This is a genomic window from Syntrophomonas curvata (genome assembly GCF_052976825.1).
The window spans coordinates 1,336,751-1,362,704 of sequence record NZ_CM129641.1 but is presented as its reverse complement, the minus strand read 5'-3'; the positions used below and the strand labels follow the sequence as shown (position 1 = coordinate 1,362,704).

The 25,954-nt window shown below is 48.0% G+C and carries 21 protein-coding genes, 1 other RNA gene and 1 other annotated feature; all 22 genes read right to left on the bottom strand.

Going from position 1 to position 25,954, the window contains the following annotated elements:
• Positions 1-269: 269 nt before the first annotated feature.
• A complete protein-coding gene (locus ACU70B_RS06040; RefSeq protein WP_447185446.1) occupies positions 270-1,316 on the bottom strand; it encodes a CehA/McbA family metallohydrolase in 1,047 nt (348 codons plus the stop codon).
• Between the two features lie 186 nt (positions 1,317-1,502).
• Positions 1,503-2,186, bottom strand: a complete 684-nt coding sequence (locus ACU70B_RS06035; protein ID WP_447185445.1) for a stalk domain-containing protein — start codon at positions 2,184-2,186, stop codon at positions 1,503-1,505.
• A 23-nt stretch (positions 2,187-2,209) separates the two neighbouring features.
• Positions 2,210-4,153, bottom strand: a complete 1,944-nt coding sequence (locus tag ACU70B_RS06030; protein ID WP_447185444.1) for a hypothetical protein — start codon at positions 4,151-4,153, stop codon at positions 2,210-2,212.
• Between the two features lie 23 nt (positions 4,154-4,176).
• Positions 4,177-4,671, bottom strand: coding sequence for a hypothetical protein (locus ACU70B_RS06025; RefSeq protein ID WP_447185443.1), 495 nt, complete (start codon positions 4,669-4,671; stop codon positions 4,177-4,179).
• 214 nt (positions 4,672-4,885) lie between these two features.
• Complete coding sequence (locus tag ACU70B_RS06020) at positions 4,886-5,314, bottom strand: ACT domain-containing protein (protein ID WP_447185442.1); 429 nt, start codon at positions 5,312-5,314, stop codon at positions 4,886-4,888.
• Between the two features lie 14 nt (positions 5,315-5,328).
• Positions 5,329-6,630 (bottom strand): phenylacetate--CoA ligase family protein, encoded by a 1,302-nt coding sequence (locus ACU70B_RS06015; RefSeq protein WP_447185441.1) that lies wholly within the window; start codon positions 6,628-6,630, stop codon positions 5,329-5,331.
• A gap of 14 nt (positions 6,631-6,644) precedes the next feature.
• Positions 6,645-7,325, bottom strand: coding sequence for an endonuclease III domain-containing protein (locus ACU70B_RS06010; protein ID WP_447185440.1), 681 nt, complete (start codon positions 7,323-7,325; stop codon positions 6,645-6,647).
• Between the two features lie 16 nt (positions 7,326-7,341).
• Positions 7,342-8,037 (bottom strand): tRNA threonylcarbamoyladenosine dehydratase, encoded by a 696-nt coding sequence (locus ACU70B_RS06005; protein ID WP_447185439.1) that lies wholly within the window; start codon positions 8,035-8,037, stop codon positions 7,342-7,344.
• Positions 8,038-8,073: 36 nt separating this feature from the next.
• Positions 8,074-8,253, bottom strand: a non-coding RNA gene (gene ssrS / locus ACU70B_RS06000) — 6S RNA.
• A gap of 100 nt (positions 8,254-8,353) precedes the next feature.
• Positions 8,354-10,114 (bottom strand): aspartate--tRNA ligase, encoded by a 1,761-nt coding sequence (gene aspS, locus ACU70B_RS05995; RefSeq protein ID WP_447185438.1) that lies wholly within the window; start codon positions 10,112-10,114, stop codon positions 8,354-8,356.
• Between the two features lie 16 nt (positions 10,115-10,130).
• Positions 10,131-11,399 carry a histidine--tRNA ligase gene (gene hisS / locus ACU70B_RS05990; protein WP_447185437.1) on the bottom strand — a complete coding sequence of 423 codons (1,269 nt, stop codon included), beginning with the start codon at positions 11,397-11,399 and terminating at the stop codon, positions 10,131-10,133.
• A 64-nt stretch (positions 11,400-11,463) separates the two neighbouring features.
• Entirely contained in the window at positions 11,464-12,948 is a 1,485-nt protein-coding gene (gene hemZ, locus ACU70B_RS05985; RefSeq protein WP_447185436.1) for a coproporphyrinogen dehydrogenase HemZ, read from the bottom strand.
• Positions 12,932-13,786, bottom strand: coding sequence for a prephenate dehydratase (locus tag ACU70B_RS05980; protein ID WP_447185435.1), 855 nt, complete (start codon positions 13,784-13,786; stop codon positions 12,932-12,934). Before ACU70B_RS05980 ends, hemZ begins: the two co-directional genes overlap by 17 nt.
• On the bottom strand, positions 13,786-14,628 hold the full coding sequence (aroF, locus tag ACU70B_RS05975; protein WP_447185434.1) for a 3-deoxy-7-phosphoheptulonate synthase: 843 nt from the start codon (positions 14,626-14,628) through the stop codon (positions 13,786-13,788). Before aroF ends, ACU70B_RS05980 begins: the two co-directional genes overlap by 1 nt.
• Before the next feature lie 151 nt (positions 14,629-14,779).
• Positions 14,780-15,038, bottom strand: a binding site (T-box leader).
• A gap of 48 nt (positions 15,039-15,086) precedes the next feature.
• Complete coding sequence (locus ACU70B_RS05970; RefSeq protein WP_447185433.1) at positions 15,087-15,707, bottom strand: MBL fold metallo-hydrolase; 621 nt, start codon at positions 15,705-15,707, stop codon at positions 15,087-15,089.
• Positions 15,708-15,725: 18 nt separating this feature from the next.
• Positions 15,726-16,175, bottom strand: a complete 450-nt coding sequence (gene dtd, locus ACU70B_RS05965; RefSeq protein WP_447185432.1) for a D-aminoacyl-tRNA deacylase — start codon at positions 16,173-16,175, stop codon at positions 15,726-15,728.
• Complete coding sequence (locus ACU70B_RS05960; RefSeq protein WP_447185431.1) at positions 16,176-18,365, bottom strand: RelA/SpoT family protein; 2,190 nt, start codon at positions 18,363-18,365, stop codon at positions 16,176-16,178.
• Between the two features lie 5 nt (positions 18,366-18,370).
• The gene (gene recJ, locus ACU70B_RS05955) at positions 18,371-21,181 is read right to left on the bottom strand and encodes a single-stranded-DNA-specific exonuclease RecJ (protein ID WP_447185430.1); all 2,811 of its coding nucleotides are present in this window, start codon (positions 21,179-21,181) and stop codon (positions 18,371-18,373) included.
• Positions 21,182-21,391: 210 nt separating this feature from the next.
• A complete protein-coding gene (locus ACU70B_RS05950; protein ID WP_447185716.1) occupies positions 21,392-22,432 on the bottom strand; it encodes an ATP-binding cassette domain-containing protein in 1,041 nt (346 codons plus the stop codon).
• Between the two features lie 16 nt (positions 22,433-22,448).
• A complete protein-coding gene (locus ACU70B_RS05945) occupies positions 22,449-23,132 on the bottom strand; it encodes a GTP-binding protein (protein WP_447185429.1) in 684 nt (227 codons plus the stop codon).
• A 3-nt stretch (positions 23,133-23,135) separates the two neighbouring features.
• Positions 23,136-24,350 (bottom strand): ABC transporter substrate-binding protein, encoded by a 1,215-nt coding sequence (locus ACU70B_RS05940; protein WP_447185428.1) that lies wholly within the window; start codon positions 24,348-24,350, stop codon positions 23,136-23,138.
• A 77-nt stretch (positions 24,351-24,427) separates the two neighbouring features.
• Positions 24,428-25,561, bottom strand: a complete 1,134-nt coding sequence (locus tag ACU70B_RS05935) for an ABC transporter substrate-binding protein (protein ID WP_447185427.1) — start codon at positions 25,559-25,561, stop codon at positions 24,428-24,430.
• Positions 25,562-25,954 lie beyond the last annotated feature (393 nt).

Sequence of the window (25,954 nt, the reverse complement as noted above, 5' to 3'; positions counted from 1 at the left end):
CACTTCACACCACTTTATTCTACCCGTTCCTACCGGTTCCCTTCTTTGTGAAAATTGTAACATTTAGACCTTTTTCAGCATTTTCTGCTTCATAATCCATTTAAACCCCTTAAAATTAACGATTTCCCTCTTTATGATGATTATCAGCCCTTTTAAAAAATGAATCCCTGGTCCCAGATATCCTGTGACCTATAAAGCAATTGCCTGCAGCTGAAATCAGGAACCTAGGTCATGCTTGCAGGATTATATGTCGGATGAGATTTAAGTTGTTATCTTAACACCCAGATAGGATTACTATATATCCAGGGATGAAAACGGTGTTTGTCTTTTAGATGTGCTTCTATGCGATATATGCCCGGTTCAATTCGGGTAAAACGGTGCTGTTTTCCCATACTGACCTTCATGCGGTGTCCGTTGGCTATCAGAACAACTTTAGATTCGCCCGGAGTCTTTACGTCAATGTATAATCCGGGGCGGTATTTTACCCGGCTTCCCACAGGCCAGTTCCGGGATTCGTGGCGCAGTTCAAACCTGAAGCCATCACTTCTTCGATAGTAGTCACAAGCAATCCAGGAGTGTCCATTGCCCAAGGCCTGGTAAATCGTATGCTTATCAGCGGCCGGCTCGCCGGAAAGCTCTCTACCGCACAGGACATGCATATTGATTAGCTTAAAACACAGTTCATATGGTGAAACCGTAATACTCCACCTTCCCAGCCTGGTCTTTATTCCGTGCGCATCTGAGCCCCCATAAGCAAATACCTTCTTCCCTTCCAGTTGCAGCTGGTCAAGTTTCTTTAAGGCTTGAAAACTGGGCGGGCTTAATCCTGCGGCCGGATTCAGGAGCAGGCATATGCCTTTCCGGATACCGGTAAATGCATCCCGGTACTGCGAAAGATAGTTCCATACCTCGATTCCCTGAAAACCATCAACATCCCAGTCCTTCCACTGGAAAGTGCGTCCGTCCTGATAACAAGGCGAGCCTTTTTCAAAGGGGTGGGCAATAATGCCAATGCCTTTTTGCCGGTTGACTTCATCGATAACCTGCTGCGGGTCATTATCGTTATTTGCCACCGTTTCCTTTACTCCTAAGGCCAGGTAATGGTTAAAATCCCCATTTACCTCCATTCCTATTAAAACCAGTACACCGTTGTGATACCCCTCCTCGCCGTTGGACATCCCCTCCAGGGTAGAATGATCGGTAATTACGATAAAATCCAGTCCGGTCCGAGAAGCAGGCGCTGCTATTTCCCCAATACTTCCTCCCCCATCCGAATAGCGGGAGTGTATGTGAATATTACCCGTATATTCAAACATCTTGTTCTCTCCTCAATCGATTTCTGACTCGCATACTATAACTTTATCGGAGCACTGTCTATATTATACCTCCGGGAATTAATAAACCCGGGGCATAAGCCCCGGGTAAAGGTTAAGTATTGAACCAACATTATAAGCAATCTCGGCACATTTCCTGCAGACAAGATCGGCTATCAGAGAGATTTATTAGCTGACTACCTTTATGGTGAATGTCTTTTCACCTTTGTCAAATTTAATAGTCAAGGTCAGCGTGGTATTGTCAGGAACTGCAGTGATAGGTATCGGCAGTAAATCGGTCAGCTGAGTCTTAATCGTTAATACCCCGGTACCGTCGCCATTATCCTTAACCGTATAATGTTTGCCTTCTACCGGGCTAATAGTCAGTGCACCAGCCATGGCCGATCCCTTGATCTCAGTTATTTTAGTTGCGCTGCCCCAAGTAATATTAACGGGAATGTCGGCGGTTTTATTCTTGTTAAAATCACTGGCAGCGGGGCTGATGGCCAGCTCAGCAGCAGGCTTCGGCTCTTCTTTTTTAGGTTCTTCTTTCTTGGGTTCTTCCTTCTTAGGCTCCGGTGCTGCCGCAGCGTCACCCAGAATTACGGTACGGGTATCATTGTTCCAGTCAACTTTGACTCCCAAGGCATCTCCGACGGCTCTTACCGGCAAGTAGGTGCGGTCATTGTATATAATCGGATACAGAGCAGAGCCATCAGCATCTTTTGGGGCCCAGGCCTTTCCTTTTACGGTAAATTGAATATCGGTGGCCAGGTTGGCAGAAATCTGTTGTACTACCGGGGCCGCTACCACACCGGCGCTGAATGCAAACAGCATTACTACAGCAAGCATTACTATCCATTTTCTCTTCATTACTGTATTCCTCCATTCATTTTTTAAGCATGTTCAGCCGGAGCTTCAAAGGCCTGTTTGGGTGCTCTCCCAATCGCTGCAAACAGGATTAAAGCTACGACGGCTACAACCAGTCCATACTTCATTGCATTTGCTTCTTGGCTGACCTCAGGGGTCTGGAATATATAAGCTACCGTTCCGGTTGCCCCTGCGGGTTTGCCCAGGAAGGTATCGGCCTGGCTGGCATTTTCCTCCAGAACCGAGACTATTGCCGGGATCGATTCGAACGTTGCCAGACCACCACTGATAGCCTCTTTGGCGGCACCGGCCCCGGAGCCGATTTTCCCTGACCCTTCCTGCAATTTGGCTATCCCCGGTATCATCTGTCCGTCTATAGTCCCCTGCATATAGGATAGAGCATAAAGAACGGTACCTGGTTTCCCATTGACCACTACTTTGGCAGGCACCCCATTCTTATCCACCGGACCCATTCCCAATTCCATCATAGCCAGACCGCCTTCAACTTTTTCCAAGGCGGCCAGGGTTGAGGCACTTCCTTCTTCCAGGGCTTTTACACTGGCTGGATAAGGCATGGAACCAGTCGATGTCGTTATGCTGCCGCCATCTTTGAAGACCCTTATGTTACTGGCGAGACGGTTAAGCTTGGGTTCGATGCTGTCGCTGATAATCTTTTGCTGCGGCGCCGGGACCTGACTCTTTAAATAAGCGACATCGTTCATTATACTTGTGCTGGCATCAGGCTCCTGAACAGCATCACCGCTTTTGCCAACGCTCTGTTCCAACAGGTTGAGCACTACCGCTTGCAATTTGTAGGCCGGTAAAGCCCGTTCCTGTACTCCTGCCTTAAGCATTCCTACCGCGTCTTTCACTCCAGGCTTATTGCCGCCGGCATCCGCGCCGGTATTGGCATTATAAGTGGCAGGGTTAAAAGCAGGATTAGCTATGCCAAATCTGACCATCTTCACTTTGTCAATCAGGGCGCCCAGGCCACTGCTGAGTTGCCCCATGCCGTCTTTAACCGCCGCTAGGCCAAACAGTATGGTGGCATCCTTTTCTCTAGCCCCTACGCCATTCTGAATCTGGTCAAATCCGTCATAGAGTTTGAGGAAACTTTCATGTATGGTCGGTATATTATCGATTTCAGAGGTAATAGGCACTATGGGTATAACCGCAATTTTAAAGCTGGGCAGCGCCATATTCTTACCGTCCGCTTCCAGAACCGCATACTGCTTGGCCGGATATTTGGGCGGTACCAGAGGAACGCTCCAGGTAACCTGAGTAATACCCTTTACGTTGACTATAACCCCCTGGGGTGACTCTCCGGCTACACCGGGAGCCTTGATGTTGGAGAATTTACGGTTGTCAAATTCCCAACCCGACAGGGAAACTACATAAGGTGTATAAACAGTGGTCGCCTTTTTGGCCAGGTTTCCTTTGGAATCCTGGTATTCTACCTCCCGGTCTACTCCGGTGGTATTTTCCAGGCCGCAGACAATCTTCAGATGACCGCTTTTACCATAGATCTGTGATGGTTGAACTTTTTTACCATCCAGGTAATAATCAACCTGAACCCTGACCGGCATTTTTATCCTCGGTATTTCTTTCTTGTCGATATTGGCCAGATAGTATAAATCCTCGTATGAGCTTCCAGTTTGTGGCGAAGTTTTAACGCTTAGGCTATTGTCCTTCTGGCCGATCTTTACTGTGCTGTAAAGGTTTCTTACCGAAGAAACGGCATATTTTTTACCATCTTCTATGGTTGAAACGCCCCCGCCGATAATGTGCAGATTGTTTAGCACCTGAATATTGTCTATTTGCCCGTTGTCTCCCAGTTGGGTTACTACCAGTTCGTTGTCTTGAATGGCCCCTGAGCTGCCTTGCCCGTAGACACCGGCTACCGGTGCTAAAACCAGCATCAACACCGTCAAAAGGATTATAAAGTGTCTAAATCTACTGCGTTTCAACAAATCTTATCCCCCCTTTCCCCTAGTTACTGATTTACTGCCATGGCAATCTTTATCACCAGCAGCGACATAAAGAGGCCCAGCAGCAAAGATACGCTAACCCCTACAGCGGCCGGCAAGGCCAGGGATGCCATAGCTGGAGCATTGGTAGTATAGGTGCCAAATACTGCTGCCAGATATGCCGCCCACCCCAGGAACATGGCGTCTATTCGCATACCTGCTGTTGATATCAAAATCAGCAGGAAAAGCGACACCCCCGAAATTATAGCGACAAAGAGTAGATTGTCTGGCGGCAAGGGCATTTTCGCCGCTAAAATTATCATGCCGGCCAGCGCCACTACCACCCCTATCAAAATGGCGATAGCGGTTTTCAGATAGTCCCCGAAAGGTCCCAGAACTGTAAACATAGCCATCGATACCGCCGCCATATAGAATGCACTGGCCCCCAGATAATCTTGTAAAAGAACGAATATTGCGAAAAATATTGCTACAAGGAGACCGAGACCAACAGCCTTTTTCATGGTTTCACCTCCTTTTTGTTTCAATTTTTCGAAAATTGCAGGGATTAAGACAGGTCTGCTGGTGAGAATACATGTAGGAAATCCAAAATGAAGTGTTGTCACAGATAAGATGTAACAATTGGAGTGTTTATCAAAATTAATTATGAAGAACAAATACTCTCCAATACCGGGAATGAAGTATCTGGAGTGCCTTGTTCAAGGCACTCCAGTCCCATTACAGCTCATACAGCTGTTTCTCATCAATAAATTTTATCCCCTTTTCTTTAAAAGTATTACAGGCTTTTTCCAAGTCCTCAACCTTAAAAACTACCAGGGCATCTTTTTCCGAGGTACCCAGAAAAGCATATAAATACTCAATATTGAGGTCGGACTCTGCCATCTGCTCCAATACTGCTGCCAACCCTCCGGGAGAATCAGGAACCTGAACCGCAACCACTTCGGTCTCGCTAACGGTAAAATCAGCTTCCTTTAATATGCGATAAGCCTTGCCCGGGTCATTAACAATAATACGCAGAATGCCAAAATCGGATGTATCGGCAATGGAGAGGGCCCTGATGTTTATTCCGGCATCCCCGAGCACCCGGGTAACATGGGAGAGACGGCCTGCCTTGTTCTCCAGAAAAACTGATATCTGCTTGGCCATTTTGTCTGCCTCCTTTAAATATTTCTTCGGTCAATAACTCTCTTTGCCTTGCCTTCGCTTCTTTGTATAGACTTGGGCTCAACCAAACGGATTTTCGCGTTGATGCCCAGTGCGCTCTCCATTTCTTTCCCGATTACGGCACCCAATTCCTCCAATTTTCTGACTTCATCACTGAAAAGTTTTTCCGATACCTCGACCTGTACTTCAAGCTGGTCCAGATTGCCCTTGCGCTCTACAATGAGCAGGTAATGAGGTTCTACTCCAGGTATGTTTAGCAGGACACTTTCCACCATGGACGGGAAAACATTTACTCCCCGGATGATAACCATATCATCCGAGCGTCCCAGAACCTTGCGCATTCTGGTGTGAGTCCTTCCGCAATCACAAATATTGCGGTCAAGTGCAGTCAAATCACGAGTGCGATAACGTATTATAGGCAGAGCTTCTTTGCTGATGGTAGTTATAACCAGTTCGCCCTGGCTGCCGTCATCCAATACTTTTTCACTGAGAGGGTCTATTACCTCGGCAATAAAATGGTCTTCGGCTATGTGCAGACCTTGTTTGCAAGCACATTCTATGGCCACTCCCGGGCCTATTACCTCGCTTAGACCGTAAATATCATAGGCTTTGATTTTTAGCTTGTTCTCGATTTCCCGGCGCATGTTCTCCGACCAGGGTTCGGCCCCGAATATTCCGGCTTTAAGTTTGAGATCGGCAGGTTCAATCCCCATTTCCTGCATTATTTCATACATAAACAAGACATAAGACGGAGTACAGGTCAACTCGGTGGTCCCAAAATCCTGCATCAGCATTATCTGCCTTTTGGTATTGCCGCCGGAACTGGGTATTACTGAAGCCCCTATTTTTTCGGCTCCATAGTGAACCCCCAATCCCCCGGTGAAGAGGCCGTAACCATAAGCATTTTGAATTACGGAGTAGCGGGTGGCTCCCGCACTGGTAAGAGCCCGGGCCATTAATTCGGACCAAGTGTCAATGTCCTTTTTGGAATAACCTACTACGGTCGGTTTTCCGGTAGTACCTGATGAGGAATGAATTCTGACTACCTCACTCATGGGAAGAGCGAACAACCCGAAAGGGTAATTGTCGCGCAGATCCTGCTTGGTGGTAAAAGGCAGTTTCTCCAAATCCTCCAGGCATTTGATGTCATCAGGCCGAATTCCCGCCTGATCCATTTTCGCTTTATAGGCAGGGACAAAAGCATATACCCGGTACACCGTTTCCTTCAGCCTTCTCAGCTGCAATTCCCTCAGTTGTTCACGAGGCATACACTCTTTCTCTTTATCCCAGTAAGACATTCATTCTACCTCCTTCAGTATTTTTCCTGCAAGTGAGTCAAATATTTACAAAAATTTAAAATCGGGCATTCCTGGCAACGGGGTTTGCTCTTTTTGCAATACCCGGCCCCCAATCCCACCAGAAGGGCATGATATTCATTGTAGATATATAAGTCGGGGGGAACGTTATCCTCCATAAACTCCTGCATCTCCTGATAGGATACAGCCTCGCCGGTCAATCCCAGACGATGAAAAATCCTTTTGGTATAGGCATCAACCACAAAAGTCAACTTATCCCCGGCATAGAGCAGAATAGAATCTGCCGTCTCCGGCCCGATGCCCCATACCGCCAAAAGTTCTTCCCGTAATTTAGGCAATGGTTCTTGAAACATAAGGTCAAGGTCGCCATCATATTTGTCAGCTATATAGGCCATAATGGCTTTTAGCTTTTTGGCCTTCTGCCGATGGTATAGGGCAGGTTTGATATGGCCGGCCAGAATCTCCAGGTCGATATCCAAAAGGGCGTCAATATCTATGAGCCGGGCAGATTTTAGATTATCGATGGCTCTTTTTACGTTTCTCCAGGCTACCGCCTGGGTGAGGACAGCCCCGATTATAATCTCCAGTCGTGAATCTCCCGGCCACCATCCCCGCGGGCCAAAGTGTTCCAGCATTGCTTCATAGATTTGTCCAAGAGTGTTCCGGTTTGGCTGCATAAAACACCCTCCCCCCTTACTGCGCCAGCAGATCGTTAATAACTACTGAGGCCAGAAGCATACCGGCGCTGGCAGGAACGGTAACTATACTGCCCAGTTCCCCGGATTCGCCCGGTGCCGGTTTAAGCGGCGGTTCAACCGAAAACACCACCTTGAATCCAGTATAAATTTCCTCTTTATGCAGTTCCCTTCTCAACCGGCGTGCCAGCGGACAGACACTGGTATCTTTAATATCGGCAACTCTTAAGAGCAGGGGATTGAGCCTGCGAGCTGCACCCATCGAGCTTATCACCGGGATGTTTTTTTCCAGGCAGGATTTAATCAGATGGACCTTATCGGGCAGGGAGTCAATCGCGTCGATTACATAGTCAAGCCTTGGGGAAAGAATTTCTTCGCTGCTTCCGCTGTTAAAGGCTGCGATATGTTTATTGATTATCAATGAAGGGTTTATATCCGTCAAACGGGCAGCTACCACATCAGCCTTATACCTGCCCAGGGTGGAATGCAGAGCGGGAAGCTGGCGGTTAATATTGCTGGCTTCAATCCGGTCGTAATCAACTATGACCATGGTTCCTGCCCCGCACCGGGCGATAGCCTCGGCCGCATAGGAACCCACTCCGCCCAGACCGATGACCGCAATTGAACTTTCCTGTAGTTTTTCCAATCCGGCACTACCCAGTAATGCTTCCGTCCGTCTAAAAGCCTCTTTCATCAAGCATGCCCTTCATTAATAGTTGTTTTTACAAACAGAAACCCCACCGAGCCGTGGCGCCGTAGTTTAAACCTGCATCGCAGGTGGGTGCCCTCCTCCGTGATTAATGTTTCCCACTAACATATGTGGGTTTACAGCCTCACGCAGAGCCAGGCTCCCTGGTTTTTGGTGTTGGCAAAAACTTAACGGCAATTCACACGTACACAGCAGGGATTAACTTTAAAAGCTTTACTTTTGCTAACTTGAATATAGCACAGATTAAACGCTTCTTCAAGAAAGTGATATACACCACTATGCACCATTTCTGGCACTTATGCTACTTTTCTCTGATCCTGAGCGCGAGTTCCCGCAGCTGTTTGGGGCTTACCCCGGAAGGAGCTTCAGTCATGGGACAGGATGCACTCTGGGTCTTGGGGAAGGCCATAACGTCACGAATGCTCTGGCGGTCGGCCATTATCATCAGCAGACGGTCAATACCGAAGGCTATTCCCCCATGGGGAGGGGTTCCATATTGGAAGGCTTCCAATAAGTAGCCGAATTTATCTTCCGCTTCTTCCGGGCCGATATTAAGCAGGGAGAACATTTTTTCCTGCCAATCCCGGCGGTGTATCCTGATGCTTCCACCGCCGACTTCGGTTCCGTTAAGAATCAGGTCATAGGCCCTAGCCTTGACTCCTCCGGGATTGGTGTCGAGCAAATCATAATCCTTTACCTGGGGAGAGGTAAAGGGATGGTGTACCGCTACGTAACGCTTCTCTTCCTGATCATATTCGAGCAGGGGGAAGTCCACCACCCAGGCAAAGTACAAAATATTATCATCGATCAGGTTAAGCCGTTTTCCCAACTCCAGGCGTAAATTACCCAACACCCGGGCTGCTACCTCAGGCTGGTCAGCAGCAAAGAGCAGGAGGTCTCCAGGCTGGGCATCCAAGGCAGCCAGCAATTCCTGCATCTTTTCCGCGCTGAAAAACTTGGCAATGGGTGATTTCAGTTCATTTTCAGCCACTACTATCCAGGCCATACCCCGGGCTCCGTTCTGTACCGCTATTTTGCCCAGATCGTCAATCTCCCGGCGGGTAAAGGAAGCACAGGTTTTGGCATTGATAGCGCGCACCACTCCGCCGGCCTGAACGGCGGCCGAGAAAACCTTGAAGTCCACTCCTTTGACTATTTCGGTTATATCCTGAATTTCCAGGCCAAAGCGCAGATCCGGCTTGTCGCTGCCGTATTTCTTCATAGCTTCATCATAGGCTATGCGGGGAAAGGGGATATTGACCCGGCGGCCGATCCCCTGGCTGAATATGTCCTGCACCAGTTGTTCCACCAGAGTGAAGATATCTTCCTCGTCTATAAACGACATTTCCATATCCAGTTGGGTAAATTCCGGCTGGCGGTCGGCTCTTAAATCTTCATCCCGGAAACAGCGCGCAATCTGGAAATATTTTTCCATGCCTGCGACCATCAGCAACTGCTTGAATATCTGGGGCGACTGCGGCAGGGCATAGAACTGCCCCGGGTGTACCCGGCTGGGAACCAGGTAATCCCTGGCGCCTTCGGGAGAGCTTTTGGTCAGCATGGGGGTCTCAATCTCCAGGAAGCCGTTTTTATCCAAAAAATCACGCATTAATTTAATAACCCGGTGGCGCAGAATGAGATTATCCCGCATTTCGGGGCGGCGCAAATCCAGGTAGCGATACTTGAGCCTCAGGGTTTCATCCACATCGATATCGTTTTCAATATAAAAGGGAGGGGTTCGGGCGGTACTCAAAACTTCCATTTTATCCGCATATACTTCAACTTTACCGGTTTTCAGGCTGGGATTTTCGGTTTCCTGCGGCCGGCGGCAGACCTTTCCCTTTACTCCTACCACATATTCACTGCGCACCTGTTCGGCCAGGTGGAAGGCTTCCCGGTCAACCTCAGGGCTGAATACTATCTGGATTAAGCCGGACCGGTCCCGCAGGTCAATAAATATCAGCCCGCCGTGATCCCTCCTGCTGTTGATCCAGCCGTTGAGTATGATCTCTTCCCCTACATTCTGTATGTCAAGTTCTGTTGCCCTATGAGTTCTCTTCATCTGCCCGCATCCTCCTCTAAGCTGTCGCCAATCTGTGCTTTACCGAATTGATGATGTCCTGACCGCCAATCTTAGCCTGCTCTTTGCCCCGCATATCTCTAAGGGTATAAAATCCTTTTGCTATTTCCTCTTCACCGATAATTATAGCCAATCGGGCTCCCAGCTTATCCGCATATTTCATCTGTGCCCGCCCGCTTCGTCCCATGTAATCCTTCTCCGCCCTGATGCCGGCCAGGCGCAAGCGGGTCAGCAATTCCAGCGCCTGCTGCTCATAAGCGTCATTCATTATAGAAATAAAAACATCGGTCTTGCTTTCGTTAGCCTCTCCGCCGGCCAGGGTATCGACGGCCAGCAGCAAGCGCTCTATGCCCATGGCAAAACCTATCCCCGGCAGATCGGGGCCACCGCATTCTGCTACCAGACCGTTATACCTTCCCCCTCCGCCGACGGCACTTTGAGCGCCGATACCCGGGATGTGAATCTCGAAGGCGGTATTGGTATAGTAATCCAATCCCCGCACCAGGTTATCATCATGCTGGAAGACAATATGGCTGGCCTTTAAAGCTTCTTTTACCGTCGCATAATGCCGGGCACAATCATGGCAGAGGTGCTCAAAAAGGGTGGGATAACCGGCTATGGCCCGGTGACAGGCATCCTCCTTGCAATCCAGCACCCGCAAAGGATTCTGCTCATATCTGGTCTGGCAATCAGAACACAGCTTATCCTTTACCGGAGCTATATGTTCGACGAGTTTTTTCCGGTATACCTCCCGGCATCGGGGGCAGGCAACGGAATTGATATGGAGTTCGTAGTCATTTAAACCCAGACGCTTTAATACCTCCACCAAAAGGATAATAACCTCAGCGTCAAGGTAGGGGTTGTTGCTGCCAAAGGCTTCCACCCCGAACTGATGGAACTGCCGGTACCTTCCGGTTTGAGGACGATCATAGCGAAACATCGGTCCTATGTAATACCATTTAGCCGGCAGTATCCCGCTGTAAATGCTGTGCTCAATCAAAGCCCGGGCACAGGAGGCAGTGTTCTCCGGTCTCAAGGTGAGACTGCGGGAAGACTTGTCCCTAAAGGTATACATCTCTTTGGTCACTATGTCGGTACTGGTCCCGACCCCGCGCTCAAATAATTCGGTATGCTCAAAAATAGGCGTCCGTATTTCCCGATAGCCGAAGTTTTCAGCGGTTTCCTTCAGTATCGCTTCCACGTGTTGCCATTTTCCGGTATCAGGCGGCAGAATATCATATGTACCCCGAGGGGCTTTAATCTGCATGGTTTCTCCTCTTATTCCACCGGAAGCCGGTACCGGGCTTCCGGAAATTAGTACTTGAATAATTCTAAGGTAAGGCCTTAAGCTTGTCAACTTTACGCCGGATGAGGGTTTCCACGTTCTCTACATAGCTGTCGGGATTCCTCGGATTGTACAGAGAACTGAGTGACCAATCCCCGGGATTAACAAATTTACTGGCGCCACCTCCTCCCAGCCCGACTATGGTCTGCCTTTCCTCCATCATCTGGATATTGTATAAACACAGGTGCCCTTTAAGGGAGTAGCCGGTATTTTCCATACTGGCCCGCATATATTTCTGCCGGTACAGATAATAAGGCAGATATCCGGCCTGCCGAAAAACGGCGGCAAAGCAGTCCACTCCCTGCCGGACTTCTTCCACCCTTTGGGCGCTGTCAACCGCTTTGCCCATCTCGGCCATCCGGGAGCCGCGTTTTATAGCCAGAGTATGGACGGTAATATTTTCAGGATGCAAAAGTAAAATTTTTTCTGCTGTGTACATGTTTTCCCGGAGGGTTTCCCCGGGAAATCCCACGATAAGGTCCATATTAATATTTTTAATCCCTGCTTCTCGAGCCCATTCTACCGATCGCACCACTCCTTCCCTATTATGATTCCTTCCTATCTGCAACAGGGTGAAATCATTCATGCTTTGAGGATTGATACAGACCCGATCCACCCCCAGCTTCTCCAGCTGCCGCAGTTTAGCCGGGTTCAGGGTATCGGGTCTGCCCGCCTCTACCGTAATCTCTACCGTTGCCGAGGAAATATACCTATGGTAGAGCAGTTCGAACAGCCTGCTCATATCCTCCGTAGAGAGCACGGTAGGGGTGCCTCCTCCCAGATATATGGATTGCACCTTAAAGCCCAGGTTATTAATCAGAAGGCCGATTGCCTCCATCTCTTTTCTCAGGGCGGCCAGAAATGGCACTAACTCGCTACGGTAGTTGTGCAGCACCGCCCCGCTGAAGGAACAGTAATTACACCTGCCAGGGCAATAGGGTATGCCAATATATATGCTGACCAGCCTGCGAGCGCTCTCCGGGTCCAGCAGACAAGGCCTTTCATTGCCGGCCACTTCCACCAGCAAATCAGCTTTTTCCCTTTGCAGCCGGTATTCATGTTCAAGCCGGCTCACTATATCCTGTTTTTGCATCCCCTGATCCAAAAAGCGGTGAATCAGCTTTACCGGCCGCATTCCCGTCAGAATACCGTAGCTATTGACCGGCTGCCCCAGGTGTTTTTCCAGCAATCGCAGCATAAAAGTACGAGCCCGTTTTTTAATTTCATTTCTGCGCCCATCTTCGCCCATCTCCAGCTCAAAGCCCTGCTGCTCAGCAGTCGCCCGGGTACCTTCTTTTATGCTTCCCTGGACTGATACAATATGAGTACGCTCTTTCAGGTTAACCGCTATTTCCATATCAGCTGGCCCGGTATTATCCCGCACCAAGGCGGCATCAGGATAGGCCATGCGAATCAGTTCATGCAATGCATCGTACAGGTATTCCGGCTGGTAACTAAAATAAATAATCATTCTTAACCTCCAATTTACCGTCTGCTTCTGTCGGAAGGGCTTTAAGGTATGAGCCCAGGTATTTTATATAGCGGCATAGTGGCTCCATTTCCTCAAGCACCGGCTGCAGATCTTCCCCGGCAGGAGTATCCGCTTCGATGTAAAAATTATAACCGGCCCGCGCATTCCGGCCGGGATAGGATTCAATTTTGCTAAGATTCAGATTCCTGCGGGCGAAGATTCCCAGAACCTCATATAAGGCGCCTGCTCTGTCCGCCAGGGAAAAGATGATACTGCTTTTATCCCCTTTAGTTTCTCCTTTTTCCCGGGCAATGTGAATAAATCGAGTAACATTATCTTCACCGGCGATATCCGGGCATATTATCTTCAGGCCGTAAATCATGGCCGTCTGGCTGTTGCCTATGGAAACCGCTTTTCTGGTTTCCTGGCGCAGCATCGCAGCCGCTCTGCTGGTACTGGCGCAGATTTCAGTTCGCACCGCGGACAGATGCCGGGCAATAAAAGCTTGACACTGGAGGAGAGCGATCGGCTGGGTAATCAACCACTCAATTTCGTCCAGACTGTATTGTTTGCAGGCCATCAGGTCCTGTCTTATAGTAAGATTCATTTCCCCCCGTATTCTGATCCGGCTCTCCTGCAGACACTGTATGGTTTCTTTGATCGAACCGGCCAGGGAGTTTTCTAACGGCACCAGGGCTTCTTCTACCGCACCGCTGCCTACCAGCGCAAAAACCTGGCTGATAGTGGCGGCCACTACCATGTCATCCCGCTTCCCCCAGTAGCCGCAAGCGGCTTCCTCACTGAAGGTTCCTCTGGGACCCAGTACAGCGCAAGCCATCAGCGTACTCCCCTTCCCACCGCCCGGGCAACCGGTTCGATCGCCCGCATTAATTGGCTGAACCCTTTAGGAGTGAGGGACTGCTCCCCGTCTGACAGGGCTTTTTCCGGATGGGGATGGACTTCCACCATAATACCGTCAGCCCCGGCGGCGATAGCAGCCTTGGCCATAGGGGTAACCAGGCTGCGCACCCCGGTGGCATGGCTGGGGTCAACCAATACCGGCAGGTGGGACAGTTCCTTAACCAGTGCCACTGCAGACAAATCCAGGGTGTTGCGGGTCCAGGGCTCAGCGGACCGAATCCCCCGCTCACACAATATTACCTGGTTGTTACCTCCGGTCAGAATATATTCGGCCGCCAGCAGCCACTCTTCAATGGTGGCCGCCAATCCCCGCTTCAATACTACGGGTTTATCTACTTTTCCCAACTTACGGAGCAGGGCAAAATTATGCATATTCCTGGCTCCAATCTGGATTATATCCGTATACTCGGCTACCAATTCAATATCTTCGCTATCCATTAATTCTGTAATTACCGGCATGTTCATGTCTTCACCCACCCGGGCCAGAATCTTCAGACCCTCTTCACCCAGTCCCTGAAAGCTGTAGGGCGAAGTGCGGGGTTTATACGCTCCCCCTCTTAAAAAAGCCGCTCCACACCCTCTGACCTTGAAAGCGGTTTCTTTTAATATTTCCTCGCTTTCAACCGCACATGGCCCGGCTACCACTGCCAATTGCTCTCCTCCGATAATGCATCCCCTGACTTTTATTCGGCTGACTTCCTCCTGGTTTTTTCTTGCCACCAGCATTTCGCCGCCTTCGCGACTGGCTAATTTAATCATGCCAACACCTCCTGATAAAAAATAAACCCCTCATCCCTATTGGGACGAGAGGTTGCTGAAAACTTCCCGCGGTACCACCCAGTTTACCTTGCAGTCGCTTGATAAGGATACAGGCTTAAAACCCATCATCCATAAAAAAAGCTTCACATCCCTATGGGACGAGAAGCTTGTTGCTTACCCGCGGTACCACCCAAATTGCCTTATCAGGCCCGCTTGATAAAAAGATACAGGTTTATCCGATATCCCCTCCCTTTTAACGGTGGGAGTTCCGCCGCGACCTACTTGCATTCGTTTCAGCCGGGTGCTCCAAAGTGAACTTCATCGGGCTTCGTTATAGAGATGCTTACAGCCGGTGGCATCTCCTCTCTGCATAACTCCGCGCAACTACTTTACTTTTTCATGGCATTTGAAATATTGCGTAAATATTAGCATAAAACTTAACTAAAGTAAAGCCGATTTTATAGAAAGGGATTGTTTTGCCTTTCAAATCCGATGCTGGTGGCGGGACCATGACCGGGATATACCACTACCTCATCGTCATAGCAGAGCAATTTTTCCTTGATATTGGTTATAAGCTCCTTGTATGAGCCTCCCGGGAAATCAGTGCGTCCGATGGAGCCGTAGAAAAGAGCATCCCCGGAAAAGATTATATCCCCCGTCTTGAGCGCTATGCTTCCGGGGCTGTGCCCAGGCACTTCAATGACTTCCAGCTCCACCGTATTGCCGACCTTAATGATATCCCCTTCTTTTATGAACTTATCGGCTGGAGGGCTGGTCACCTTTCCGCCCATCAGAAACGAAAAGTTGGACACCGCATTGGTTAGCATCTTGGCATCCTTCTGGTGAATCATGATCTTAGCTCCGGTTATTTCCTGCAATCCCTGGTTGCCCCCGATATGGTCGATATGACCATGGGTGTTGATAATATAAATTGCCTTAAGGCCTTCTTCGTCCAGCAGCCGCTTGATACCCTTAGGGTTGCCGCCGGGATCTATTACGGCTGCCTCTTTAGTTTCTTCGCAGCCGACAATATAACAATTTACCCCCATATTGCTTATTTCCAGACCTTTTAAAATCATTCTTCAATAACCTCCTTATCAAAACAGCTTCTCACTATCCAGCAAGATGGTACAGGGCCCGTCATTATCTATTTCCACCATCATATCGGCGCCGAATTCACCGGTTTGAACCTCTATTCCGGCCTGGGTAAACAGCCTGGCCGAATATTCAAACAGGGGTAAGGCCAGCTCAGGCAACTCCGCATCAGAAAAACTGGGGCGTCTTCCTTTACGGGCATCTCCGCAAAGAGTAAACTGACTGACCAGCAATACCTCCCCGGCAATACCCAAAAGGGATAGGTTCATTTTATCATTTTCATCCGGGAAAATCCTTAAATTTATTATTTTATCGATAATATAGTCGGCATCCCTGGTATTGTCACCCTTTTTTATGCCCAGCAGAACCATCAATCCTCTGCCAATCCGGGCTATCTCTTTTTCTTCAGCCATTACCCGGCTGCCGGTAGTTCTTTGCACAACCGCCCGCATTTACTGTTCACTCCTGATTTCCCCCGGCATAGTCCGTCTGACCTCCAGGATATCCTGAATCTGTTGAATACGCTGAATTACAGCCTGAAGCTGGGTAATATCCTTAATCTCCAATTTAAAGTTCATAACCGCCAGCTGGTTTCTGGTTACCCGTGAAAATACTGAGTTGATCTGGATTCTGGTATCGGCAATAACGTTCATAACATCGGTAGTCAGCCGGGGCCGGTCAAAAGCCTTGACTTCGAGCTCCACGATGTAGGTGCCCCGGTTGTCAGCCCATTCTACTTCTATTATCCGGTCCTTTTCCTGGCGCAGATAATTCTGCAGATTAGGGCAATCCTCACGATGCACCGAAACCCCTCTGCCCCTGGTGATATAGCCCAGCACCTCGTCCCCGGGCAGGGGATTGCAGCAATGGGCCAGACGGATAGCGACACCATCCACGCCCCTGATCCTGAGAGCACTGGTCTCCTTATCCAGGGCTGCACCTGGTTTGGTATTGACCGGAATACTGAGGATGTCTTCCACCTGGGCATCCTGGAAATACATCTCTTTAAGCCGGGTTATTACCTGATGGGCACTGATGGCTCCATCCCCAAGAGCGGCATAGAGGTCATCGACCGATAAAAAGCTGAAGCGTTTGGCTACTTCCTGCAAGCGGTCTTCCTTAAGAAACTCCTTGATGTTCAGGTGCTTCTTCTTTAGCTCCTTCTCCAGCAAATCATGGCCTTTGATTATATTTTCTTCCCGTTTTTCTTTCTTGAACCACTGCTTAATTCTGCTTTTGGCGGAAGAGGTTTTGACAAAGTTCAGCCAGTCCCGCGAGGGCCCGGGAGAGTTCTTGGAGGTAATAATCTCGACAATATCCCCATTCCCCAACGGGTAATCCAGGGGGACTATGCGGCCGTTAACCCGGGCGCCGGTACACTTATGCCCTACCTCGGTATGCACCCGATAGGCAAAGTCAACCGGGCAGGCCCCTTTGGGCAATTCTACTACCGCCCCCTTAGGAGTGAAAACAAATACGGTATCATCAAAGAGGTCAATCCTTAACGACTCCATAAATTCCCTGGTGTCTTTGATATCCTGCTGCCATTCCAGTATCTGTCTCAACCAGGACAGCTTTTCATCAAACTTCTTTTCTTTGGGGCTGCTGCCTTCCTTATAGCGCCAGTGGGCAGCTATTCCATATTCGGCCGTACGATGCATATCCCAGGTGCGGATCTGCACTTCAAACGGTTCCCCGCCTTTTCCCAGCAGGGTAGTATGCAGCGACTGATACATATTGGGCTTGGGGGTGGCGACATAGTCTTTGAAACGCCCGGGCAGCGGTTTCCACATGGTATGAATTATCCCCAGCACCCCATAACATTCCCTGATTTCGCTCACAATAACCCGGATAGCTATTTTGTCATAGATTTCATCTATGTCCTTCTGCTGTTTGACCATTTTTTTATATATACTGTAGATGTTTTTGGGTCGGCCCGCGATATCCGCTCCTATACCTATTTGTTCCAGACCCGTTTTAATCTGTTCTATAATTTCATGGACGTAGTCTTCTCTTTCCTTGCGCTTGCGCTTAAGCCTCTTAGCTATCTCATAGTACATTTCGGAATCCAGATAAGCAAAAGCCAAATCCTCAAGTTCCCATTTGAATTTGAAGACCCCCAGCCGGTGAGCCAGGGGAGCAAAAATCTCCAGGGTTTCCTTGGCGATTTCTTTTTGCTTGCGTTCATTCTGGTAGTTGAGGGTTCTCATATTATGCAAGCGGTCGGCCAGTTTAATGAGTATAACCCTGATATCCCGAGCCATGGCAATAAACATTTTACGCAGGTTTTCGGCCTGCGCATCTTCGCGGGAAGCGAAGTCCAATCGATTTAATTTGGTCACCCCATCCACCAATAGGGCGATTTCCTCCCCGAAATCATTTAATATATTTACATAGGTAAAACTGGTATCCTCCACCACATCATGAAGCAGGGCGGCACAAAGCGACGGGGCGTCCAGTTCGATTTCGGTCAGTATCAGGGCAACTTCCACCGGGTGGATTATATAGGGCTCGCCCGATATCCTTTTTTGCCCGGTATGCGCCATGCGCGCATAGTTGTACGCCTGTTCAATAAGCTCAAAATCTGCATCCGCATCGTATCGTTTTACTTTTTCAATTATCAATTGTACTGCAGGAACCATCGTACTCACCACGATAACATATTATTCAATTCCCTCTCCCAGCGGCTGAATTCCTTCTTCTCCACCTGACCTTCCAGATAATAGAGCGAATTTCTCAGATTAACCGCGGAATTATCGGACTTGACAAACTTTATTGCCATAATACTACCTTTTTTCGTGAAGTCGCACAAGCCCAGATCTGCTATGCTGTCAAGAACTCCCATGAGGTCCGCCGGTTTGAAATCTTTTTGCAGATAAGCCCCGACCGCAGAGCTTAATTGGTCGATACCCGCTGTCAGCGGGCGATATTGCCTGGTCTTGAAATAGCTCCAGGCTCCTTTAAGGAGTTCTATACCGGGATAGCGGCGCTCCAGGTATCGGCGGTTAAACTGCAGATCATGGCGCGCAAAAAGAATTGTGGCCTCCCTATCCTCCCCCGCTGCCAGCTGATTCATCACCATCTGGGCTTCGTAAAGGCTATAGGGGGCATCCGCAAAAAAAACGTCGGTATCGTCCAGCCCGGCTACGCCAGTATGAGCTCCATCAGATATCAGTATTCCCCCCGATTGCATAAAACACCGGCGTATAGCCTTTCTTTGCCGAATATCGTTTATTCCTGCTTCCACATTTAACCTGTCCCTGTCTGCAAAAGCCTGTAGGGTGGTATTACGGTTGGCATACAGGAACACGCGGCGTGCAGGATCAAAATCTGCCTTTCCGGTTACAATCCTGGGTTTGCTGTCTTTTTGCAGGCTGATTATGTTGCAGTCTTTATAATATTCCTGCATTTCCCGGGTTGGCTGATCCGGGTAAAAGGTAAATACGCAGCTTAATTTTTCCGGCGGGCGGCAGTTTCTGCGATAATAATGATCAAAAGCTGTCGTTACCAGAAATAATCGATTCCGGCCCTGGGCAAGCTCATTCATAAGATTGCGCCTTTCCCGACGATTTATGTGGCCGTGAACTTCCTTTAAAGCCGCCCGGCGTAAAAAGCTTAAAAACATCGGTTTATGCTTGACCAGGCTTCGGTAGGTGGGAAAGATAAAAAGCACCGGCCGTCCCGCATAGACCTCGGCAATACTTTTATGGATGGCCTTCAGCAGCCCCCGTCCATACTCATTGACCGCCCCCTTATCGTCCGGCCAGCAGCTGCTCTTCATATCACTTAATTTTAGCTGCACCCTTTTTATCCCTCGGAACTCATTTTTCTCCGGTTCAAATAATATATCCTGCAAACAGGTATCCAGAGGGTGCTTTATCAAATCGGAACGGTTAAAGGCAATAATATCGACTCCCCCCGGCCCCAAACGAGCACGGAAATGCTCATTTTGCCTGCCCAGCAGGACGGCCGCATCCACCTCAACTCCCCTGATTACAAAGCGGGGTGAGGGGTTGCCCTCACCAAAGGGTTCCAGTTTTTCAAGCTCTTGCAGCAGACTATCGTTTATCTCATCCGGATCCAGCTCCGCATCCGCCAGTGTCCGGGCCGTTAATTCCTCCCTGCTAGTGTTATCTTTTACCCACCGTTCCAGGGCCTGGCGAAAGCTGTCAAAGCTGGCTCTGTTTATACCTAATCCGGCAGCCGCCTGATGCCCTCCAAACTGAAGCAGATGAGAACTGCAGGCGGATAGCGCCCGGTAGATGTTTAACCCCGGAAGGCTGCGGCATGACCCCCGTCCCTGCTCCCCTTCCCAACTGATCATTATGACCGGACGCCGGTATTTTTCACATAGACGGGAAGCTACTATGCCGGTAACTCCTTGGTGCCAGCCTTCACCTCCCAGTACCAGTACCGGATTCTCGTCCAGGTTAACCTCTCTTTCCACTTGCTGCAGAGCTTCCTTGTGCACGGTTTCCTCAATTATTTTCCGTTCATTATTGAGACTGCATAGCAGTACAGCTAGCTCCCTGGCTTGTTCTGCATTTTGGTTCAGCAGCAGTTCCACGCTGCTGCGGGCGCTCTGCAGACGTCCGGCTGAATTCAGGCGCGGAGCCAGGACAAACCCAACATGCCAGGAAGAGAGTTTTTTGCCCGTGAGCCCGCTTTCCTTGAGCAGGGCTTGCAATCCGTCATTAACAGTTCCAGGCAATCTTAGCAGGCCGTATTTAACCAGAATCCGATTTTCACCCTTTAATGGCACCACATCGGCTACGGTGGCCAGAGCAGCCAGTTCCAGCCAACCGGAATCTTTATCCAGCGCCCAGTCGGGACACAGAGCCTGGCAGAGCTTAAACACCACCCCGGCTCCGCATAAATCCTCCAGTTCTTTAGGGTTATCCAGTTTAGGGTTTATAACTGCCAATGCCGGAGGCAGTTGGGCTGCAGGGGTATGATGATCGCTGATTATAACGTCCATTCCCAGGTTATGAGCTGTTTGGGCCTCGGACACCGAGGTTATGCCGCAGTCTACGGTAATTAAAAGTTTAAAGCCCTGACCGGCAATCTTTTCCACCGCCGGCCGGTTAAGTCCATAGCCTTCCCTGAACCGGTCGGGAACATAATATTCCGCTATAGCTCCCAGCCTTTCCAGAGCTTGTTTAAGCATTGCCATGCTGCATATGCCGTCAACATCGTAATCACCATATATGGCTATCCTTTCACCTTGCTCAATGGCCTGCCTGATTCGGGCCAAGGCCGGCTCCATGCCGGTTAAACGGAATGGGCTCTGTAAATCATCCAGTCCGGCATTAAGAAAATAGTGCGCCTCTTCGCAGGTGTCAATTCCCCTTTGCAGCAAAAGCTCCGCCATCAGGGGGCTCAGGCCCAGCTTTTGGCTCAGGATCCGGGCCAGCTGGTAGTCACAGGTTTTTATTTCCCATATTCTTGCATCATCCATTTTATTTTCAGCTCTTTCGACCAGATTGTCTTCCCTTATATTTCCGCCTTATATTGTACGATAAATCCAACATTTCTGCTCAGCAAACTTATAAACTGGGATTAATAAAACCATAATCACAGTCACAATCTTTCCAGAAAAAACAAAAGCTCGCCCCCTGATATATGGGACGGGAGGGAGCGAAAGCCTATGAAATCGACGCGTCCTTTGTCATTGCGCTGCCGGGCTACGCCGGGCAGCACCAAAGTCTATTATTTTATCGTCTATTACCCCGCCTTTCCTTAAATGGTTTCTTATGCTCAACATTTTTCTGTCTGTCTCTTCCAAAATGTCAATATAGCGTTTTTCCTCCTCGGATAATATTATGACTTTGCTGATTCCCCCGTTTTTTACAACCAGCCTTTTGCCTCCCATAAGCGCCAAAACAGGGTCGTGGGTGGAAATTATAACCAGTTTTTCTTCCTTAACCAATAATTCAATGGCATTTCTTCTATCTATGCCGGCATTTTCTATTTCATCAATAAGCACGATAGGGGATAGACTTAAGAGAGCGGTGTCCGCTATCATCAAGGCACGGGATTGTCCTCCGCTTAATTGCGTCAGAGGAGTATCCTGGTCAAACTTCTCTCCCGCTAAATCATTGGCACAGCTTACTATTTCTTGAACAATTATTTCTACGTGGTCAATCATTCTACTTTCTGCATGCAGCTCGATAAAATCCCGAACCGAAAGATCCATCACAAAATTCATATTCTGTGACAATTGAGCCACCAGTTTGTTCTCAATAGAAAGCCTCCGATTTTTATCCGGCACCTCTCCGTTGAGCAAAATCCGTCTATTGGTAGGGGTATCTCTTTGCGCCAGGCATTCTATATCAGCCAAAAGCCTGCTTTTCCCTGAGCCTGTCGGCCCTACTACCGATATCACCTCTCCTACCTTTAATTCGAGGTTGATGTTTTCAGCATTTCCAGACTTGTCATTTCCTCCTATTATCGTTATCGATTCGACTATGTTGCGGGATGTCTCTTTTAATTTTTCCATTTTATTAATAAAAGCCAGGAAGTTAACTATTAACTGTTCTCTGGCAAGACCGGCATCTTCCAGCAGTTCGTGGTTTATATCCAAATCCCTTAAGGCACGGTTGGCATCAATATCGTTTATGCCAATGGATATGAAAAAATCTCTGGCATAGGGATATTTTGCCAATATTTTTCCCAGCTTAAATGAAGCCAGATCTTCCTTTTCCAATATTTTACCCCTTCCGTAACTAGAGCTTTATTTTCCTTATGTTGCCGGTCTGATACCTTTCTCCTATTCTTATCTCTCCCGTGCAATAGGAACACACTGCCGCAGGCATCGAGAATCTTAGTTTTTTATCTTCAACGCTTTCATACTCATTGGCTTCTTTCAGGCGCAGGCTCAAATCATAGGCCCCCTGACCGGTAATGCCATTTATGAAAATTATAGAAGCCCTGGGGTTGGATTGTTTTACTCTAAATGCAAACACTTCCCGCTCGGCCTGAGATACTATATCCCCTTTGGTTATTGCCACAATATCCGCCAGTCTTAACATAGGCCCGATTTTTTTGGGAGTATTTATACCGGACAGGTTATCTATAACGCATATTGCCAAAACACCTCTTATATGCGGAGAACAGCGGTTGCATAAGCCGGCGCTTTCGCTTATGAGCATATCCAGGTTTTCGCTGACCCCCCACTTGACACAATCCTCTATATTGGTCATGTAGTAATGGTCCGGGCAAATATTGCCGGAAAGGCCGACTTTGACTTTTACCCCTATTTTATGGTACAGCTCGTCATCATAAGTTGATAAACTGTCAAATTTAACTACGCCTATCTCCAGGTTGTCCTTTTTTAGGTACTCCAAGGCTTTTGTTATAACTGAAGTCTTTCCTGATGAGGGCGGCCCGGAAACCGTAACGATTTTCAACTATTACACTTCCTTACGGCTTTTTTTATCCCAGGCTTTGTGAAATTCTTCGTGCAGTTTTTCCCCCAGAGCCGGAATGTTGTTTGACCTTATATAATCCCAGCCCAACCATTTCAGCTTGGTTCCCTGGGGAATTTTACTTTCAATACTGGTATTGAATACGGCGGCATTTATATCGGCACACATTTGTCCGTAGCCGTTTAGCAAGAGATCAATGAGGTAATCCAGCTCACCCGCTTTATCTTTCTTGACCAGAAAAGCGATGGGAATTATCAATGCCCCGTCTTCGGGGAAAACTATGGAAACATCCTTGTTTTCACAAAGCCCGGCAAAGGTCAGCGGCATATAGTATATAGCACCTGCTTCCCTGCTGTCGGTGCCTGCCAGCCTAGCTGCTTTGGCGGCGTGTTGGATTCCTTTTACATTACGGGCTAGCTGTTGCATGCTTTCCAGGCCAAATTCTTTGTAGAAATAATATAAAGGATATTCGAATATTCCTTTGGAGTCATCCCCAAACGCGATTATGCTATTCTCATAGATGGGATCAAGTAAATCTTCCCATTTTCGGGGATTGGGCAAATCCCCCAGTTTTTTCTCATCTATTAAGAAAACCATTGCCAGTCCGGCATTCAGCGTGTAACTATCGTCCAGGCATTCCTGCAGATTCATCTGTTCTACATCCAGCATACTGGTAAAATACCCTCGGCTTACATATTTGTCTATGAAACGCTTGTCATATATTTCATCAAAAGACATGGACATTATAATATCCGGCAATGCATCAATACTCTCTGTGTCATGGAAATTTTCAAATTCATGCGGCGCATGACAACCATCTACAATAAATACATTGGGAGTCTCTCCGGTCGTCTTTTGGCGCGCCTTCAAAATCCCGGTCAATTCTTCCTTAAAATGCTCGCTGACCGCACATGCCGTTTTTACCAGCAGATTCACCGGTAAATCCGGATTGTAAAAATCGTATTGCAGCCCCTCCATTTGGCATCCATTGTTAATTCTTGCGTTTATCATGCTCGTAAACAGCTTTACATTTATCCCTTTTACTATTAAAGCCGTCCGCAGCATGGTATCCTTTCCCAACGAGCTAACCAGCTCTTCCGCAGAATTAAAATTAAATCCGCTCTCCCAAAACGCTTCATATAATTCAGGGTAGTTGTTCAAAATATCACCGATCGTATCTTCGGCAACTATCATCTTCATTTAATGCACCCCTTTTCCAAAAATCAGACATCCATTCAGGCTCTTTACCGGCTATATTAAAACGGCGTGCGCCCCGACTATCTTAAGGCCAGGGCGTTATTGGTGAGTTCTTCGAAATCCTTATCTGATAAATCATAGGAATAGAAGGTTTTATAAAATTCTTTGGTCTCTTTTTTAATGTCATAATTGAATTCTTCCGGATAAGTTAAATTACCCAGCCATTTTATTCCCAATATACGAGCTACTGATGGCGGCTGCCCGAACCAACTGAATGGGGCGCATGGTATTTCGTATATTTGTCCATTCTTTACCGCTTCCAAATTATTAAGGGCGCTGTTTCCTAATATCTTGTCCCGCAAAGATGCTGTTTCCCCTTCTCCTCCCCGGGCTGCCGCCTTATTAGCTATTATTATATCCGGGTTCCATTTTATCAATTGCTCCATTGATAACCGGGAATTCTGGTAAGGACTCCCCCCCTTGGTACCGGCAATGTTTTTCCCTCCCACTATGTCAATGAGTTCTGCATGCAGATTCCCTGCGGCATATGTCATTAAACCGTCTTCACCACAGGCATAATACATCCTGGCTTTTTTCTCTTCCGGTATTTCGGCAGCTATTTGTTCAGCTTCATTAAGGGTTTTTTGGCAGTACTCACCTAATTTTTGCGCCTTTTCCTCTTCTCCTAGCAACTTGCCCAGGAATTTATAGGCCGCCGGCGCGCTCTTAAGGTTTCCGTCTACCATAATAACCGGTATTCCCAACCTTTTCTGGGCCTCATCCACTTTAGTTTTCCAGGAATCATCTATAAAACCGGCATATATTATTACATCCGGAGCCAGCTTTAATATATCTTCCTCATTGGCCGTATCACCCATGATATAAGTACCTAACACAGGTAAATTGCGGTACTCCTCTGCTGTATACTTCTTCTCCAAATCTGATAATTTAAAATTCTTGGCTGCAAGTAGGTCCGGGTTAATTGTATACAACAGGACAGTCCCAATAGGAACTGCCGAATATATTTTCTTAATCTCTTTCGGAACAACTACCTCCCGCCCTGCCATGTCAGTTACCGTAAGGGTAGTAATTTCCGGTTCAGAACTGGTTTGGCCAGCCTTTTCAGTACTGGAACAGCCTGCTATCCCGGTGACTATTAACATAATTGATAAAATAATTGAAACAGCTCTATGGGTAAAATGCTTCTTAGCCATATAAAAACGGCCCCCTTTCATTGCAATTAAAAAATATTTAAAGAAAAACAATGTCACGGCGCCACCCCCAACGAGTTCAGACCGAAAACCCCTGATCTGCAAATACCAGAGGCTTGGGAGACTTATACCCCGGAAGCGTCAAACCGTGCATTTCCTAAACGAACCTGATGGTATCTTTTTACCGGCTCACAGTAAAACACCCGTAGAAAAGCATGGAACTTTATGTTTGTTTCAGTATGTTATGGTTGGTTTTTGTTTGTCAGCTTAATAATAAGATACCATTAATAGTTCATTTTTGTGGTTTATTATTTAATTCTATGGCAATAAAGATAATCCTGCTAAAAATCCAAAGATATTCTTATAAAATACTAAAGAATTACAAAATATGACCTT